This is a genomic window from Streptomyces sp. NPDC007983 (assembly GCF_042958345.1).
In the GTDB taxonomy this organism is placed as follows: domain Bacteria; phylum Actinomycetota; class Actinomycetes; order Streptomycetales; family Streptomycetaceae; genus Streptomyces.
This window is the reverse complement of sequence record NZ_JBIBJI010000018.1, coordinates 18397-32460: the sequence shown is the minus strand read 5'-3', so window position 1 is coordinate 32460 and position 14064 is coordinate 18397. Positions and strand designations below refer to the sequence as shown.

Genomic DNA, 14064 nt, shown 5'->3' with positions numbered 1-14064 from the left:
GGCACACGGGACGAACGGTGGCGTTCACCCGGCGGCGAGGGAGACCTCCGTCGACTTCACCAGGGCGGTGACGGAGGAACCGGCCTCCAGCCCGAGGTCGGTGGCGGCGTCCTTGGTGATCGCCGCGGTCAGCTCACCGCCCTCGACCGTGACCTTGACCGAGGCCATGGCGCCGCCCATGGCGATGCCGGTGACCTTGCCGGGCAGCCGGTTGCGGATCGACAGTCCCGCCCCCACCGGCTCGGTGGCCAGCGAGACCTCCGTCGATTTGATCAGCGCGCGTACGGCGGAGCCCTCGGCGAGACCGAGGTCCGCGACGGCTTCCACCGTGATCGCCGCGGTCAGCTCCTGGCCGCCGTCGAGACGGACCTTGACCGTCGCCATGGCCTCACCGGGCGTGATGGCGGTGACGGTGCCGGGGATCTGGTTGCGGATGCTCAGGCTCATGGCGGAACGCCTCCCGCGGGAGAGGTGGAGATTGTCTGCTTTTGTTGCGCGTTATGCGTTCACCGTAACCGGGCCGAGCCCCGCCGTCGCGCGACCGAACCCGACCCCGGCAGGCATGCGGATGCCGATGACCCTGCCGCATCTGCGAGGGGAAAACATCCTATGTCATCGCAAGAGCCGGAACTGTGATCGGCAAGGTTGGCATGTGCGTTTGTACGTGACGTGGCCCCGGGTACGGTCATCCGGGAGGTGGTAGCCCGTGAGTCAGTCCCTCGTAGCCGCCAGTACGGCCGCCCGCCCGATGGCGTCCCTTGTCCTCACCGGCGATCTGAACCGTCCGGCCCGGCTCACGGTGCCCGGCCTGCTGGCCTGGCCCCAGCACGAGGCAGACGTCAGCTTCGAATGCGCCACCAGCGGAATCCGGCACCACCGCTTCACCGGACCACTGCTGCACGACGTGCTGGCGGCCGCGGGCCCCGGCTTCGACCCCGCCCGCCGCAAGGACCGCCTGCGCTTCCTGATCGCGGTCTCCGGCACGGACGGCCACCACGCCCTGCTGTCCTGGGGCGAGATCGATCCCGACTTCGGCCAAGCGCCCGTCCTGCTCGCGGTCCGCATCGACGACACCCCACTCGACCGCGCGGGCCCCCAACTCGTCCTGCCCCAGGACCGCTGCGGGGCCCGGCACATCAGCGGCATCACCGCGATCCGCGTGGACGGCGGCTACAGCTCGTGGACCTGACAGCAAGCGACACCCGTGCGTCAACAGTGAAGAGGGACCGGTGAGCTGGGCGAAACCGACGGACGTCCTGGTCGTCCAGCACCTGCCGCACGAGGGCTCGTACGCCATCGGCACCGTGCTGGAGGCGGCCGGGCTGCCGGTGCGGTCGTGCCGGACCTGGGCCGGGGGCCCGGTCCCGGAATCGCCGGACGGACTGGCGGCCCTGGTGGTGATGGGCGGACCGATGGCGGCGTACGACGACTCCCCGGCATTCACGACCCGCACCGCCGAGCTGACGCTGCTGCGGGCCGCACTGGAGGCGGAGGTCCCCGTGCTCGGAGTGTGCCTCGGCGCGCAACTGCTCGCGGTGGCGGCCGGTGGCGTGGCCCGGCCCGGCGGCGGTCAGCAGATCGGCTGGGGAGCGGTACGGACGACCCCGGCCGCGTCCGCCGACCCGATGTTCGTCGCGGCACCCGAACACCTGCGCGTGCTGCACTGGCACGGCGACACCATGGACCTCCCGGCGGATGCCACCCTGCTGGCCTCCTGTGACCGCTACCCGGTCCAGGCGTTCCGGACCGAGCCGCCGCGCCTTCTTCACATCGCGGGCGGCGACCTGGGAGGAGCGCTTCGCCGCCGACGGTTCCCGGTACGCGGCCGCCGTCTCCCGCATGACGCGGTCGCTGGACGGCATCTTCAGCGCGGGCCTGGTCGACCACGTTCCCGACCCTGCCGCCGCCCTGCGTGAATGGGCCCGCGTGACAGCCCCCGGCGGCGTCCTGCTGCTCTTCCACCGCTCGGGCCGCTCCGGCCGCTCCGAACGCGCCGCCCGCCACGGCCGCCCCCTGGACCCCGACGATCTGCTGGCCGAAGAGAACCTGCGCCCCGCACTGCACGCGACGGGCTGGAACCTGGACCGCTACGAGGACGCGCCACACCCACTTCCTGGCCCGGGCGGTGCGCCTCGGCTGAGCCCGGGCGATGCGAGGTGATTTTCCTTCTTTCGGGTGGTCTTCCTCCGATGTTCCGCCATGCGCGAGTCCGCCCCCGCACACTTCTGACGCTGTAGGGCAGGGTCAGCAGGCTGAGGAGGGGATATGGCGGGCAACACCGTTCTGTTCGCGGTCCGGGAGCACCCCGGCGGCGACACGGCCGGGGCCGAGCAGCTACGCAGGATCCATGAGGCGGTCGAGACCGCCGGGTTCGCCGTGCGGTGGGCCGGAACAGGCGCCGAGGCCCGGACGGTGCTGCGCACCGAGGCCGGTCTGGCAGCCGCGTTGGTGGACTGGGAGCTCGACCCGGGAAGCGGTCCGGACGGCGAACCGGGCGGCGCCGCGGTGCTGCGCGACATCGGCCGGCGGTTCCAGGGCCTGCCGGTCTTCCTCAGCGCGGCCGACGAAGGCTTCGAGGACCTGCCGCTGTGGGTGTCGGAGACCGTCGTCGGGTACGTCTGGCCGGAGGAGGACACCGCCGCCTTCATCGCCGGACGGATCTCCAGTGCCGCCCGCGCCTACCGCGAAGCCGTCCTGCCGCCGTTCTTCAAGGCGCTGCGCCACTTCGACGATACGCACGAGTACTCCTGGCACACCCCGGCCCACGCCGGTGGCGTCGCCTTCCTGAAGTCACCGGTGGGCCGCGCCTTCCACGACTACTTCGGGGAGCGCCTGTTCCGCAGCGATCTGTCCATCTCGGTCGAGGCGCTCGGCTCCCTGTTCGAGCACACGGGGCCCATCGGCGAGGCGGAGCGGAACGCGGCCCGGGTCTTCGGCGCCGACCTCACCTACTTCGTCCTCCACGGCGACTCGACCTGCGATCGCCTGGTCGGCCACTTCAGCGTGACCCGCGACGAGATCGCCCTCGTCGACCGGAACTGCCACAAGTCGGTGCTCCACGGTCTGGTCATCTCCGGCTCACGGCCGGTGTATCTGATCCCCACACGCAATGGCTACGGCCTCTCCGGGCCGCTTCCCCCGGGCGAGATCCAGGCGGACACCGTGGTCGCCCGCGTCGGGGGAAACCCGCTGGCGCAGGGCGCGCTCTCCCCCCGGGCCCAGTACGCGGTCTTCACCAACTCCACCTACGACGGCCTGTGTTACGACGCGGTCCAGGTCGCCCGGGCGTTCTCGGCCAGCACACCCCGGGTCCACTTCGACGAGGCGTGGTTCGCCTACGCCCGCTTCCACCCCCTCTACGCCGGGCGCTACGGGATGTCGGTGGGACCCGACACCTTCCCCGGCCCGGACCGGCCCACCGTCTTCGCCACCCAGTCCACCCACAAGCTGCTGGCCGCCCTGTCGCAGAGCGCCATGGTGCACATCAAGCCCGCGCCCCGGGCCCCGGTGGAGCACGACCGGTTCAACGAGGCGCTGATGATGCACGGCACCACCTCTCCGCTGTATCCGATGATCGCCTCCCTGGATGTCGCCACCGCGATGATGGACGGCCCACAAGGCCGCTGGCTGATCGACGAGGCGGTGACCGAGGCGGTCCGCTTCCGCCAGGCGGTGGTGCGGATCGGCCGTCGCATCAAGGCCGCCAGTGACCGTCCCGCCTGGTTCTTCGGGGTCTGGCAGCCGGACACGGTGACCGACCCGTCCAGTGGCGAGCGGCTGCCCTTCGACGAGGCCCCGGCCGAGCTGCTGCGCACGGAACCGTCGTGCTGGGAGCTGGAACCCGACGCGGATTGGCACGGATTCCCCGGGCTCGGCCAGGGCTACTGCATGCTCGACCCCCTCAAGGTCACCGTGACCTGCCCGGGAATCGACGCAAGCGGCCACATGGCCGACTGGGGCATCCCCGCCCGGGTCCTCACGTCCTACCTCGCCACCCGGAACGTGGTGGTGGAGAAGACCGACAGCTACACCACCCTGGTCCTGTTCTCCATGGGCATCACCAAAGGCAAGTGGGGCACGCTCCTGGACGCCCTGATGGACTTCAAGTCCCTCTACGACGAGGATGCGCCACTCGACCGCGTCCTGCCCGGGCTGGTCACCGCCTACCCGAACCGCTACACAGGCGGGACACTGCGCGGTCTGTGCCAGGAGATGCACGACTACCTGCGCGAGGTGAACCTGGTCCAGCTGCTGGACACCGCCTTCCAGGATCTCCCGGAGCCGGTCGCCCCTCCGCAGCTCTGCTACCAGCGACTGATCCGCGGCGGCACGGAGCGGGTGCGGCTGGCCGACGCGGCGGGCCGGGTGGCCGCGGCCATGGTCACCGTCACGCCGCCCGGTATCCCGGTGCTGATGCCCGGCGAGGGCACCGGCACCGTGAACGGTCCGCTGCTGCGCTATCTGACGGCCCTGGAGTCGTTCGACCGCCGCTTCCCCGGATTCCGCAGCGAAACCCACGGGGTGACCATCGACTCCGAGACCGGCGACTATCTGATCGAGTGTCTGACCCGGGACGAGGAAGCCCACCACACCGCTCTGGCCGAGCCCCGCAAGATCGTCGTCCCGGCCCCGGCCCCTGCCGATGACGCCGTGCCCGCGGATACGGAAGGCCGGCCCCAGCCCTGAGAACGCTGTGTCCGCGTGACTGAGTCGGCCGCTCAGCCCAGGTAGAAGTCCCTGCGAGCGGCCACGAACGACTCGATGCTCCGGGCGGGTGTGCCGGTCACGCGCGCCACGTCATCGGTGGCGCGGTCGTAGCGGTTCTCCCGGTGCAGCCGGGCCATGGTGGCGATGTGCTGCTCGGTGTGCGGCGGCAGGCCCTGCTGGGCGAGCACCCCGGCCCGCCACCGGTCCAGCGGCACGTCCGCATAGGACACCGGACGCCCCAGGGCCCGTGAGAATTCCTCGGCCACCTCCGTCATGTCGACCGAGCGTGGCCCGGTCAGCTCGTAGACGTGTCCGATGTGCGGAGCCGGGTCGCGGAGCACCGTGGCGACCACCCGGGCCACGTCGTCCAGGGCGATCGGCGACGTGCGCCCGGTGCCGAACGGCAGCGCGATCGTGCAGTTCTCCCGGATCGATCGCGCCGCCAGCGTGGTGAACAGCGGATTGTCCAGGAACGACGTCGGCCGGATGTGGACCACCGGCAGCCCCGACCAGTTCAGCACCTGCTCCGCCAGCCAGTGCAGCCGCTGCTGGTGGGACTCCCCGGTGCTGGTGGCGGTCATCTGCGACACCGTCATCTGCGACATGTCGACCAGGCCCGCCAGCTGCCCGTACTCGCGCGCCACGGTCGCCACTACCGTCGCGGCCAGCAGATGGTCCGGCGACACGGGCATCGCGAAGTACATCCGCCCGGCACCCTCCAGCGCCGCCGCGACGGTCTCGGGCCGGGTCAGGTCGCCGACGACGACCTCCGCGCCGAGCGCACGCAACTCCGCCGCGCGATCGTCGTCGCGGCGGACCATCGCTCGCACCGGGACATCCCATGCGCGCAGTTGATCGAGGACGCCGCGGCCCACACCACCCACGTGGGCCATGAGGACAAGGTCGCTGGCAACCATCGGTCGATCTCCTGTCGAGTGGTCGGCCCCGGGGCGATCTGCAGGGACGTCGTCCGCGTACGGAGAGTAGCCACCCGGCCCGGGACACTTCGCCGCCGACACGCCCCCGGCCTTGAGCAGCCGCTCGCCTCAGGACTTCATGACACGTACAGCTCCACCGCGCGCCCATCCGGGTCTTCCACTACGTGGCGGCCAGGGGCCAGCGGCGGAGTCACAGCCCGGCCCTCGACGCTGAAGCCCAGCCGCACACGGGAGACGGGCCGCTTGGCGGTGGCGGGATAGAGCTCGATCACCGTGCCGTCCGGCAGGGTGGCGGAGTAGTGGATAGGGCCGCGCCCGTGCTGTTCCCGGACGAAGGACAGTCCCAGACCGGTGTAGAACGCGCGGGACTCCTCCAAGTGGTCGGTGTAGAGGACCAGGAGGGTGATGCGGGTGGCTTTGGCGGACGTGGCAGACATAAAACTCCGTACTGATCGTTCGTGTCAGAACTCCGACTCGCCCCAGGAGGTGACGTGCACTTCGTCGCCCACGGACAGCTTGCCGGGGCGCAGCACGGCGTACTTCGTGCCGAACGCGACGCCGCCCTCGGCGGCCCGGCGGTAGGTGGCCAGGGTGCGCAGTGGCTCGGGGCCCGCCTTGGTGCCGGACCGCTGGTCGACCATGGTGACGGCGCAGCGGATGGCGAGCTTGGCGTAGCCGAGTTCCGTGTCGCCGATGGTGATCCGGTGGGCACGGTCCTCGGTGTGAGGGGTGTTCCAGCCGTCGACGACGATGTTCGGGCGGAAGCGGTCCATGGGGAGGGGCGGGGCGCCGCGCCCGCCCAGCCGCTCGTTCAGCAGACCCAGGGTCGCCCGGGAGAGGACGTGGACGGCGCAGCTGTCGGCGTACCCGGAGGTGCCGGGCGTGCGGCCATCGGTGACCCGCTCGTGGTCGTCCGGAACGCGCACCAGACGGCTCGGCACGCCGAGGACACCGGACACCCACACGGCGGCTTCGTCGCCCTGGTCGACGCCCCTGAACGGCGCCCCGAACAACTCGACCTCACGCGGCGGTCCGGAGGTGTCGACATCGATCCCGACCGGGTCCGCGTCCGGGGCACGCAGCGTGAGCCGTTGCCCGTCGCCGCCGATCCCGGGGCGGATCAAGGCCAGCCGCGGGTGGCGCCGTTGGCTGCGGAAGACACCATCCTCGCTGATGACCATGAAACCGCGGTCATGGGCGAGACCTGCGGACGTCAGCACCGCGGTGTGGGACGACATCCCGGCGCACCCCTTGACGGGATAGGACAACAACTCCACGACCCTGGCCACATGTTTCCCCTCGTCCGCGCGCATGCCATACCGCCGCGATCCTATGGACCTGTGGCCGCGAGACAATCGAAATACACGGGCGGCTCGCCCACGAGACGGCCCATCCCACCGGAAGCCTGAAGCACCGGCTGGTACGGGCCATGCTCTGCCACGCGATCGCCCGTGGCGCCATCAGGGCGACACACCGGTGATCACTGCCACGAGCGGAGCGGTCACCGTCGCGCATACCCGGCATCGGCCGCCCCGTGTCGAGCCCGGTTTCCTCCCGACGCTGATCGACCTGGTGATGCCGGTGCCGGACGCGGCGTCCATCGCCGCTCTGCGTGGCTCGGCACCACTGCCGGCATCGAAGCCGGGCCGGCGACCGGTACCAACTTCTCACGCAGTTCGCTCGCACCGGGCAATGGCCTCTGACGTAGAGGAGTAACCCAGCGGACGACGACCGAGCCGACGGAACAATGACCCGAACGGCATGGCCGCGTCGGCCGGAGGAGCACCGCTGAATCCGGCCCGAACACATGGTCTGCTCATGCCCGTGCCGAGCCTGCTCGCGTTGGCCGAGGCGCTGCGGATCCGCCCCTCTCCAACGAACCCGCCCCCTATGCTGTTTGCATGAACATCCAACCGGACGGGGACGCGCGGAGGATGCCCGCCGGGTTGGTCGCGCTCGCGCTCGGCAGCTTCGGCATCGGCCTGACCGAGTTCGTGATCGCGGGTCTGCTGCCCCAGGTGAGCCGCGACCTGGATGTCTCCGAGGCCGCGGCCGGGTGGCTCATCTCGGGATACGCCCTGAGCGTCGCGCTCGGCGCGATCCTGCTGACCGCCGCCACCACCCGCATCCACCGCAAGGCCGTCCTCGTCGGGTTGGTGGCGCTGTTCGTCCTCGGCAACCTGCTGTCCGCCGTCGCGCCCACCTACGCCGTGGCACTGCTCGGCCGCGTCGTCGCCGCCCTGTGCCACGGCTCCTTCTTCGGCATCGGCTCGCTCGTCGCCCGCCGTATGGTCCCGCCGGAGCGGGCCTCGCGCGCGGTCGCCGTGATGTTCGCCGGGCTGACGGTCGCCAACGTACTGGGCGTACCGTTCGGCGCCCTGGTCGGCGAACGCTTCGGCTGGCGCGCCACGTTCTGGGCGATCACCGCGATCGGCGTGCTGGCCGTGGCCGCCATCGCCGTCTGGGTCCCGGCCTGGGCGGGCGCCGTGGACGAGGCCCACCGGACGGCAGGCCTGCGCCCCCAGCTACGCGCCTTCCGCTCCCGGCAGGTGTGGTTGACCCTGGCCGCCACCGCCCTCGGCTACGGCGGCATGTTCGGGGCGTTCAGCTACCTCGCGTACACCTTCACCGAGGTCACCGGCTTTTCCAGTACCGACGTGGCCTGGCTGCTCGTCGTCTACGGCAGCGGCCTGGTCATCGGGAACGTCGCCGGGGGCCGGGCGGCCGACCGCGACCGCGACCGTACGCTGATCGTGTCCCTGGCCGGGCTCGCCGCCACGCTCGCGGCGTTCGGGCTGCTGGCCGACGGACGGGTCGCGTCGGTGGTCCTGGTCTTCCTGATGGGCGTCTTCGGGTTCGCCGGTGTCCCCGGCATGATCACCCGCGTCACGGACGCCGCCGGCGGCGCGCCGCTCGCCGCCAGCGCCAACGTCTCGGCCTCCAACGTCGGCAACGCCCTGGGCGCCTGGCTCGGCGGCCTCGCGATCAGCGCGGGCCTGGGCTACACCGCGCCGCTGTACGCAGGCGCCGCGGTCGTGACGCTCGGCCTCGCCGTCATGGTGGTCACCGCGCGCACCGGGCCTGCCACCTCACCTCCGCCGACCGGCCCTGACCAGGCAACTGGCCACGCCTGGCCGGACCAGGCACCCCGGCACACCACGAGCCGCCCGGAGCCTCGACGGTGACGGCAACCACCCTCGCGTACCACGCCCAGCGTCAGCCGGCCGTCTTCACCTTGGTGGCCTTGGCCACCTGGCACGTCTTCGGCATCGCGGCGGAGTCGCCCTTCCAAGCGGTGGACGCGAGTGCGCTCCTCATGGCTCCGGCTTGGACGGGCTGGTGGGCGAGGGTGGTGTAGACCGCCTGGTCGGGGTGTGCGGAATTCAGGAAGCGGATCTTGACGGTGTAGGCATAATCCGCCGCGCCGTGGATGTTGTTGAGCTGGACGACGGCGAACAGCTTGGACGCGTCGCGCAACTGGCACGACTTGACGCTGACTTCGGCCTTGGACGTCACGGCCTGGGCGGCGCCGGATCCGCTGCCGGATCCGCCGGCCGGCTCGCCCTTCGCGGCGGACCGCGACGACGTGGACGTCGAGCTCGGTGAGCCGCTGCTGCTGGTGCCCTTCTTCCCGTCCTTACCGGCGGCGGACGGTGCGTCGTCCGATCCGCTGCTGGAGCAGGCCGTGAGGGCGAGGAGGGCGGAGGCAGCGACCGCGCCGAACACGGCGGCGCGAGGAAGGTGGTGCATGGTGAAAGGTCCCCCGTCAGGACACAGGTTCGCCGGACGGACCGGCCCAGTCCGCTTCACGCTAGCACCCGCCACAAGCGCCGCGTACGACGCGGTACGCGCTGACGTTCTGTGCTGCCGTTGCTCGCCCACGACTCGTCGATGGAGCCATTAAGTCGATGGCGAACCAACCGCGCTTGCCACCATGCTGTGTTCATGCCCCAACACCACCGGAAGGACGATGTTCAGCGGCTCCTCTACGAACTCTGTGTCGACCTCGGCTTCTGCCTGCCACCGCAAGAGCGGCAACGCCTGCAGCAGGCGCCGCCCGCCGACGCGCACAGCTTCACCGACGCCGTCTTCGAGGCAGAGGGGATGGACCCTCCTGGCCAAGACGACCAGCTGCGACGGCAAGTGCATGAAAGGGTCGAGCGGCACATGCACAGCTGGGGCACCCCCTGAGCGCGAACGGACTGGATGACGGCCCCAGCACATGACGTGGACGCAGCCGTCGCCTGGCCGCTTCAGCCGCAGTCCCCGCCCTCTTGATCCGTGGTCGTGGACCAGCCGATGAGGGCGCCGCGCAGTGCGGCCACCAGACGGGTGGCGGCCTCGTCCTCCGTGCGCCCGCTCTTGATGAGGTCGAGGATGTCGCGGGGGTCGAACAGGGCGTTCCACAGGTACAGGGCCTCGTCCCCCGGGTCGTCGAGCCCGAGTTCCTCGGCGGTCTGCCGCAAGGGTTCGGCAAGCGCCTCAGCTTGTGGGGCGAGATAGCCGGTGCCCTCGCGCAGTCGTTCGAGGTAGCCGCGGTGGGAGCGCATCTGCGCCATCGCCCCGCCGTGCTCCAGCACCAGCGACACCCAGTAGCGGGAGACCGCCTCCAGCTTGACCATGCCGGTGGTGGTCTGCCGCGCGCTGAACTCGCACAGTTCGGATCCCACCTGTGACCGGAAGGCGTGCAGGATCTCCTCGACGGAGGAGAAGTGCCGGTACGCCGTCGCGGTGGACACCTCGGCGTGCTTGGCGATGTCGGCCAGGCTGACCTGGGTCGGCGAGTTCTCGAACAGCCGCGCGGCGGCCTTGATGAGCTGCCTGCGGTTGCGCTCGGTGTCGCTGCGCATCGGCCGACGCTCCTGTCGCATGTGAACCACCGTTCAGCGGAGGGCCGAGAGGCCGCGAGCCAGTCGGCGGACGCCCTCGGTGATGGATTCCGGGCTGGCAGCGTACGACAACCGCAAGTGGCCCTCGCCCCGCGCGTCGAATTCGCTCCCCGGACGGACGGCGACGCCGTGCTCGCGCAAAGCCGCGACGACCTGCGCCGAGGGGAGATCCACGTCGTACGACGGCAACGCGCAGAAAGCTCCCTCGGGTTCTTCGAAGCGGATGCCGGGGACCCCGGCGAGTGCGCGCTGGTCCGCCGCCACGGCCCGTACGTCCTCGTCCCCGTCCCCGACCGCGGTGAGGGCGGCACGCTGAACGGCGCTGTTCATCACACCGCTCACGGTGTGGTGGATCCGGGAGGCCGCCGAGATGGCCCCGGACCGACGGGTGCCGGATCAGCGGGCAGGCAGCCGGACGCCCAGCTCGGAGGCCGCCGCCTGAAGCAGCGGCACCATGGCGACCAGATCGTCCATGCTGCGGCGGAAGGCGGGCGCGGCGGTGGACAGGGCTGCGAAGACGCTGCCGTCCGGCCGCAGGACGGGGACGGCGACGGCCCGCAGCCCGCGGTGGTGCTCCTCGTCGGCGGTGGCGTAGCCGCGCTCGGCGGCGCGGGCGACGGCTTCGCGCAGGACGCCGCGGTCGGTGATGCTGTTCGGCCCGTGCGGGGTGAGCTCGACGCGCTCCAGGAGGTCGGTGCGTACGTCGTCGGGGGCGAAGGCCATGAGGACCTTGCCCATCGAGGTGCAGTGCAGCGGGCCGTGGCGGCCGGGATCGCTGCGCACGCCGACCGGCTGGGGGCCGTCCACGTAGTGCACGTACAGGTGGCGGGTGCCGTCGAGGACGGACATGAGGGTGGCTTCCTCGGTCTGCCGCGTCACGCGCTGCATCACGGGGAGGGCGGTGCCTGCGAATCCGTACACCTGGCCCGCCTGCTGGCCGAGCTGGAACAGCCGCAGCCCTGGTTTGTAGCGCTTACCGGCGGTCTCGAACTCCACCAGACCTTCCCGGCACAGGGAGTTGACCAGCCGGTGCGAGGTGCTGACGGGGACGCCACTCTCGCGGGCCAGTGCCGACAGCGTGATGCCGTGCGGATGCTCGCCGACCAGGACGAGCAGCCGGATCGCCCGGCCGACGACATCGGCCGGAACGTCGCTGATGCTCACGCTGTGCAAATTACCACTTGGCGGAATCGATTTTCATCCAGTGGTTGACATCGCCCTGCTCCGGTCCTGACGATGCTTTCCGTTGAATAGATAGACTTTCCATTCAGTGGAAAAATCCGAGGGAGTAGTGGCGTATGACGCAGCGAGTGCTCACCACCCGGCCCGCCCTGCCCGGTGGCGGCCTGGACCGGCTGGCGGCCCAGTCGGAGCTGGTGCGCTGGGACGGCGAGGGCAAGCCCGAGCCGGCCGAGCTGCACGCCCTCGCCGCCGGGGTGAGCGGCATCCTCTGCCTGGGCAACGACCGGGTGGACGCCGCCCTCCTCGACGCCGCCGGCCCCTCGCTGAAGGTCGTCGGGCTGGCCAGCATGGGATTCGACGCCGTCGACCGGGACGCCGCGGCCGAGCGTGGAGTCGTGGTCACCCACACCCCCGGCGTCCTCGCCGAGACCACCGCCGACCTCACCTTCGCCCTCATCCTCATGGCCCGCAGGCGGCTCGGCGCCGCCCGCGACTCACTCGCCGCCGGGCAGTGGGACCTGTTCCGCATGGACGACTACCTGGGCCTGGACATCCACGGCGCCACCCTCGGGCTGGTCGGCTTCGGCCAGATCGGACGCGCGGTGGCACGCCGCGCCCAGGGCTTCGGCATGCGCGTGCTGCACCATGACCCCTTCGCGCCCGAGGACACCCAGGACCCGCCCTCCACCGCCGTGGACCTGCCCACCCTGCTCGCCGAGGCCGACGTGGTCTCCCTGCACGTGCCTCTGACCCCGCAGACCCGCCACCTCATCGGCGCCGCCGAGCTGGCGGCCATGAAGTCCACCGCGACCCTGGTCAGCACCTCCCGCGGCGGCGTCATCGACGAGGACGCCCTGCTCCACGCCGTGCGCGGGGGAGTCATCCACTCGGCGGGCCTGGATGTCTACGAACGCGAACCCATGGGCGCCGACCTGTCGCCCCTGGCCTCCGAGCCGCATGTGGTGACGCTTCCGCACATCGGCTCGGCCACCGATGCCACCAGGGCCGCCATGGTCGACCTCGCCGTCGACAACATCCTCGAAGTGCTCGCGGACCGCCCGGCGACCACACCACTGCCGGGCAGCGGCCCTGCCGGGCGCCCTGGCACCCCGCGCCTGACCCCCACCGAACCGTCCGCTTCAACCGGATGAAGCGGGCGGCGGATCCTGTCCGCCGCCCGCAGTCCCTCTTCCCGGCATCGGCCTCCGACAGGGGTGGCAGCCGGGTGGCCATGCCGGCCTGATCAGGAACTGAGGGCGGCGGCCTGGTCCCGGAGTCCGCGCAGCGCGAGCTGCAGCAGCGGATGGCCCTCGCTGCCGCGCCGGACGGCGGTGAACACCCGCCGCGTCGGACGGGAGCCGCTGACCGGACGTACGACGGCCCCACCGAAGGCGATGCCGTGGAGTGCCGAACGGGGTACCAGCGCCACCCCGGACCCAGCGGAGACCAGCGCGCACACCGCCCGGGAGTCGTCGGCCAGGCACTCCACCCGGGGCTGGAAACGCACCGTCTCGCAGGCGCGCAAAACGACGTCATGCACCGGGTTGCCGGGCCACGGCGTGATCCATGGATCTGCGCTCAGCTCGGCCAGGTCCACCTCCGGGGCGGAGGCCAGCGGATGGTCGGACGGCAATACGACATCGAACGGCTCCGCGTACAAGGGCTCGCGGAGCAGCTGCTCGCCGCTCTGGGTGAGAGTGTCCCGGTGCTCCACCGCCAGGGCGATATCGACCACGCCGTCGATGAGGAGCCGTCGGCTCGCAAGCCCCTCGGCGTCCTTCACGCGGATCCGCACCTGCGGAGCGCGTTCCCGTAGCGGCGCCACCGCCGGGGCCACCACTTCGCTGATCGCACTGGCGAACGCGGCGATGGTCACCTCCCCGGCCAGGCCCGCCGAGCTGGCGGCCATATCGGCCTCCGCCTGCTCCAGCTGAGCAGCGATCTTCGCCGCGTGCGTGGCCAGCACGGTGCCCGTAGGAGTCAGCCGGACGGTGCGGCCGCGCCGCTCCAGCAGTACGTGCCCGACCTCCGCTTCGAGCGCGGCGAGCTGCTGGGATGCCGCCGAGGGGGACAGGTAGAGGGCCTGGGCGGCGGCGGTGACGGTGCCGTGCTCGGCCAGCGCCCGCAACACCCGGAGCCTCCGTGGATCGATCACATGAGGGAGTACATCAGAAGGGGCGACGTCTGTGAAGGTGAGCTTCACAGGCAACCTGGGAAATTACCGATGGACTTCACAGGGCCGACTCTCCAGAGTGGTCTTCCGTGAACGCAACGGCAACGACCGCTGCTGGCCCTGGGCCTTTGAGCTGACTGACGTCCCCGCACCGGCGGGGAAGCGGCGATCGCCG

At 71.1% G+C, this 14064-nt stretch carries 16 protein-coding genes and 1 pseudogene; 8 read left to right on the top strand and 9 right to left on the bottom strand.

The features are described from left to right. Positions 1 to 24 precede the first annotated feature (24 nt). Positions 25 to 447, bottom strand: a complete 423-nt coding sequence (locus ACFZCY_RS36485; RefSeq protein WP_391183364.1) for a TOBE domain-containing protein — start codon at positions 445 to 447, stop codon at positions 25 to 27. A 259-nt stretch (positions 448 to 706) separates the two neighbouring features. Between ACFZCY_RS36485 and ACFZCY_RS36480 the strand changes: the two genes are divergently transcribed. The 4 genes from ACFZCY_RS36480 to ACFZCY_RS36465 all read left to right on the top strand — a co-directional run bounded on the left by ACFZCY_RS36480 (position 707) and on the right by ACFZCY_RS36465 (position 4686). Continuing rightward, the gene (locus ACFZCY_RS36480; RefSeq protein ID WP_391183362.1) at positions 707 to 1189 is read left to right on the top strand and encodes a molybdopterin-dependent oxidoreductase; all 483 of its coding nucleotides are present in this window, start codon (positions 707 to 709) and stop codon (positions 1187 to 1189) included. A 40-nt stretch (positions 1190 to 1229) separates the two neighbouring features. After that, the gene (locus ACFZCY_RS36475) at positions 1230 to 1916 is read left to right on the top strand and encodes a gamma-glutamyl-gamma-aminobutyrate hydrolase family protein (RefSeq protein WP_391183359.1); all 687 of its coding nucleotides are present in this window, start codon (positions 1230 to 1232) and stop codon (positions 1914 to 1916) included. Continuing rightward, positions 1840 to 2160 carry a methyltransferase domain-containing protein gene (locus ACFZCY_RS36470; protein ID WP_391183356.1) on the top strand — a complete coding sequence of 107 codons (321 nt, stop codon included), beginning with the start codon at positions 1840 to 1842 and terminating at the stop codon, positions 2158 to 2160. The genes ACFZCY_RS36475 and ACFZCY_RS36470 overlap by 77 nt, the downstream gene beginning before the upstream one ends. Before the next feature lie 105 nt (positions 2161 to 2265). Continuing rightward, the gene (locus ACFZCY_RS36465) at positions 2266 to 4686 is read left to right on the top strand and encodes an Orn/Lys/Arg decarboxylase N-terminal domain-containing protein (RefSeq protein WP_391183353.1); all 2421 of its coding nucleotides are present in this window, start codon (positions 2266 to 2268) and stop codon (positions 4684 to 4686) included. A 32-nt stretch (positions 4687 to 4718) separates the two neighbouring features. Here ACFZCY_RS36465 and ACFZCY_RS36460 read toward each other — a convergent pair whose 3' ends face one another. The 3 genes from ACFZCY_RS36460 to ACFZCY_RS36450 form a co-directional block, all read right to left on the bottom strand. Then, positions 4719 to 5624, bottom strand: a complete 906-nt coding sequence (locus tag ACFZCY_RS36460; protein ID WP_391183350.1) for an NAD(P)H-binding protein — start codon at positions 5622 to 5624, stop codon at positions 4719 to 4721. A gap of 137 nt (positions 5625 to 5761) precedes the next feature. Beyond that, positions 5762 to 6082: a VOC family protein gene (locus tag ACFZCY_RS36455; RefSeq protein ID WP_391183348.1), complete on the bottom strand. Its 321-nt coding sequence runs from the start codon at positions 6080 to 6082 to the stop codon at positions 5762 to 5764. Between the two features lie 24 nt (positions 6083 to 6106). Then, positions 6107 to 6958, bottom strand: a complete 852-nt coding sequence (locus ACFZCY_RS36450; RefSeq protein ID WP_391183346.1) for an MOSC N-terminal beta barrel domain-containing protein — start codon at positions 6956 to 6958, stop codon at positions 6107 to 6109. Between the two features lie 191 nt (positions 6959 to 7149). Between ACFZCY_RS36450 and ACFZCY_RS36445 the strand changes: the two are divergent. Together ACFZCY_RS36445 and ACFZCY_RS36440 are read left to right on the top strand one after the other, a co-directional pair. Continuing rightward, positions 7150 to 7306, top strand: a pseudogene (locus ACFZCY_RS36445) (PLP-dependent cysteine synthase family protein); the annotation flags it as partial. Between the two features lie 273 nt (positions 7307 to 7579). Further along, positions 7580 to 8830: an MFS transporter gene (locus tag ACFZCY_RS36440; protein WP_391183667.1), complete on the top strand. Its 1251-nt coding sequence runs from the start codon at positions 7580 to 7582 to the stop codon at positions 8828 to 8830. 31 nt (positions 8831 to 8861) lie between these two features. Here ACFZCY_RS36440 and ACFZCY_RS36435 read toward each other — a convergent pair whose 3' ends face one another. Beyond that, positions 8862 to 9395: a hypothetical protein gene (locus tag ACFZCY_RS36435; protein WP_391183343.1), complete on the bottom strand. Its 534-nt coding sequence runs from the start codon at positions 9393 to 9395 to the stop codon at positions 8862 to 8864. A gap of 195 nt (positions 9396 to 9590) precedes the next feature. Between ACFZCY_RS36435 and ACFZCY_RS36430 the strand changes: the two genes are divergently transcribed. After that, positions 9591 to 9836 (top strand): hypothetical protein, encoded by a 246-nt coding sequence (locus tag ACFZCY_RS36430; protein ID WP_391183340.1) that lies wholly within the window; start codon positions 9591 to 9593, stop codon positions 9834 to 9836. A 62-nt stretch (positions 9837 to 9898) separates the two neighbouring features. Here ACFZCY_RS36430 and ACFZCY_RS36425 read toward each other — a convergent pair whose 3' ends face one another. From ACFZCY_RS36425 to ACFZCY_RS36415, 3 genes are all read right to left on the bottom strand, one after another. Next, positions 9899 to 10495: a TetR family transcriptional regulator gene (locus ACFZCY_RS36425; RefSeq protein WP_391183337.1), complete on the bottom strand. Its 597-nt coding sequence runs from the start codon at positions 10493 to 10495 to the stop codon at positions 9899 to 9901. A 33-nt stretch (positions 10496 to 10528) separates the two neighbouring features. Next, positions 10529 to 10864: an aminotransferase class I/II-fold pyridoxal phosphate-dependent enzyme gene (locus ACFZCY_RS36420; RefSeq protein ID WP_391183334.1), complete on the bottom strand. Its 336-nt coding sequence runs from the start codon at positions 10862 to 10864 to the stop codon at positions 10529 to 10531. A 66-nt stretch (positions 10865 to 10930) separates the two neighbouring features. Further along, positions 10931 to 11698: an IclR family transcriptional regulator C-terminal domain-containing protein gene (locus ACFZCY_RS36415; RefSeq protein ID WP_391183331.1), complete on the bottom strand. Its 768-nt coding sequence runs from the start codon at positions 11696 to 11698 to the stop codon at positions 10931 to 10933. A 134-nt stretch (positions 11699 to 11832) separates the two neighbouring features. Between ACFZCY_RS36415 and ACFZCY_RS36410 the strand changes: the two genes are divergently transcribed. After that, complete coding sequence (locus ACFZCY_RS36410; RefSeq protein ID WP_391183328.1) at positions 11833 to 12867, top strand: NAD(P)-dependent oxidoreductase; 1035 nt, start codon at positions 11833 to 11835, stop codon at positions 12865 to 12867. 92 nt (positions 12868 to 12959) lie between these two features. Here ACFZCY_RS36410 and ACFZCY_RS36405 read toward each other — a convergent pair whose 3' ends face one another. Next, positions 12960 to 13871 carry a LysR substrate-binding domain-containing protein gene (locus ACFZCY_RS36405; protein WP_391183325.1) on the bottom strand — a complete coding sequence of 304 codons (912 nt, stop codon included), beginning with the start codon at positions 13869 to 13871 and terminating at the stop codon, positions 12960 to 12962. Positions 13872 to 14064: the final 193 nt, after the last annotated feature.

Bases quoted from the DNA above. Each gene is read 5' to 3' on its own strand.
- ACFZCY_RS36485 (WP_391183364.1), bottom strand. From the start codon at position 447: ATGAGCCTGAGCATCCGCAACCAGATCCCCGGCACCGTCACCGCCATC.
- ACFZCY_RS36470 (WP_391183356.1), top strand. From the start codon at position 1,840: ATGACGCGGTCGCTGGACGGCATCTTCAGCGCGGGCCTGGTCGACCAC.
- ACFZCY_RS36465 (WP_391183353.1), top strand. From the start codon at position 2,266: ATGGCGGGCAACACCGTTCTGTTCGCGGTCCGGGAGCACCCCGGCGGC.
- ACFZCY_RS36460 (WP_391183350.1), bottom strand. From the start codon at position 5,624: ATGGTTGCCAGCGACCTTGTCCTCATGGCCCACGTGGGTGGTGTGGGC.
- ACFZCY_RS36455 (WP_391183348.1), bottom strand. From the start codon at position 6,082: ATGTCTGCCACGTCCGCCAAAGCCACCCGCATCACCCTCCTGGTCCTC.
- ACFZCY_RS36450 (WP_391183346.1), bottom strand. From the start codon at position 6,958: ATGCGCGCGGACGAGGGGAAACATGTGGCCAGGGTCGTGGAGTTGTTG.
- ACFZCY_RS36440 (WP_391183667.1), top strand. From the start codon at position 7,580: ATGCCCGCCGGGTTGGTCGCGCTCGCGCTCGGCAGCTTCGGCATCGGC.
- ACFZCY_RS36435 (WP_391183343.1), bottom strand. From the start codon at position 9,395: ATGCACCACCTTCCTCGCGCCGCCGTGTTCGGCGCGGTCGCTGCCTCC.
- ACFZCY_RS36430 (WP_391183340.1), top strand. From the start codon at position 9,591: ATGCCCCAACACCACCGGAAGGACGATGTTCAGCGGCTCCTCTACGAA.
- ACFZCY_RS36425 (WP_391183337.1), bottom strand. From the start codon at position 10,495: ATGCGCAGCGACACCGAGCGCAACCGCAGGCAGCTCATCAAGGCCGCC.
- ACFZCY_RS36420 (WP_391183334.1), bottom strand. From the start codon at position 10,864: ATGAACAGCGCCGTTCAGCGTGCCGCCCTCACCGCGGTCGGGGACGGG.
- ACFZCY_RS36410 (WP_391183328.1), top strand. From the start codon at position 11,833: ATGACGCAGCGAGTGCTCACCACCCGGCCCGCCCTGCCCGGTGGCGGC.